At 49.0% G+C, this 1,592-nt stretch carries 1 protein-coding gene; it reads right to left on the reverse strand.

Annotated elements, in window-relative coordinates; translation table 11 throughout:
* Positions 1 to 1,592 (reverse strand): condensation domain-containing protein (locus Q0577_RS00295; RefSeq protein ID WP_298731636.1); only part of this gene is annotated, 1,592 nt, incomplete at both ends.

Below are 1,592 nucleotides of genomic sequence, written 5' to 3' on the forward strand. Positions count from 1 at the left end.
GTTGGTGCTGTTCTTCTTCGCTCAAATAGTTTAACTGCTTAAGAGGCGTCAGGGGCTGTGCTATCAACGCCTCCATCAACCGCAGCAGGTGATCTGCCATGCGGCTGATCGTCTGCTCTGTGTATATGTCGGTATTATATACAAAAGTGGCCTGCATGCCTCCGGTAACCTCTGTAAAATCGAACGAGAGATCAAATTTGCTGACGGTATATCGCTGTTCCGCATAGGGACTGATCTTTAATCCTTCCAGTTCCTGTAATTGCTGGTCATACCTGGCGTCTGCATTCTGGAGAACAATGGAAACATCAAAGACTGGGTTCCTGTTGATGTCATGCTGCAACTGCAGTTCCTCCACAAGCTGGTCAAAAGGGTATACCTGGTGTTCATAAGCGCCTAGCGTTACTTGCCTGGCCTGTTGCAGCAGTTCATTGAAGGATCGTTCCTGTTCAGGTTTGAGCCGCAGGGCAAGTGTATTCAGGTAACATCCGATCTGGTCTTCCAGGTCAGCATGTTGCCTTCCGGCGATGACGGTACCGGTTACGATATCATGCTGTCCGGTGTAACGTTGCAGTAAGATGGTCACAGTAGCCAGTAATCCCATGAAGAGCGTCGCATCCTGCTGATGGCAGCATGCTTTAAGCTGCTGAATGGTGTGGTTGTCTATCCATCGGCTAACACTGTATCCCCTGAAGCTTTTAACGGGTGGCCTGTTATTATCCAGGGGCAGTTCCAACACCGGAACGTTTCCTTCAAATTGTTTAAGCCAGTAGCTCCTGTGCAACTGCAAGCTTTCTCCGCTTAATTGTTGCTGTTGCCAGGCGGCATAATCTTTATACTGGATAGGCAGTGGCTGTAGAGGCACCTGTTCCCCGTGAATGTATGCATTATAAAGTTGGAGCAGCTCCCGGATAAATATTCCCATGGACCATCCGTCGCTGCAGATGTGATGCATGACATAGGTCAGCACCCAGCGATCATCCTGTATCTGGTATAATGCGGTATGCAGGAGGGAACCTGTACTGAGATCAAAGGCATGTTGCATGTCCTGTTGTACGAGCTTTTGGAGCCGATTTTGCTGTTCGCTTACCTGTCTCAGGTCCTCGCAGGTTACCTGGAAAGCAGCCGCTGCTGATTCTGCAGGTAGTATGATCTGCCGGGGTTCTCCCTGTTCACTCTGACGGAATACCGTACGCAGTATCTCATGTCTCTTTATCAGGTGGCGGAAAGCCCGCTGAAGCGCATCAAGATCCAGTGCTCCTTCCAGAGTATAAGCCCCTGGTATATTATAAGCTATGTTACTGTCCTGTAACTGGCTCAATATCCATAAACGGCGCTGAGCGGAAGAAAGAGAATAGTCCGGTTGAGCATCAAGTGCGCTGATGGCAGCATAGGTTTCCTTCTGAGCCTTTGTAATTAGCACTGCCTGTTCTTCCAGTATAGCATTGATGAACACATCTTTCAGATCAACTTTGGCCTCAAAGATCTTATGGATCTGGCTCACCAGCCTGGTAGCGCGGAGACTGTGTCCACCTATGTTAAAGAAATTATCCTTCACGCTGATACGATCCTTGCCAAGGATCTCCTGCCAGATG

The sequence above is a fragment of the uncultured Chitinophaga sp. genome (assembly GCF_937898475.1).
Lineage (GTDB): Bacteria > Bacteroidota > Bacteroidia > Chitinophagales > Chitinophagaceae > Chitinophaga.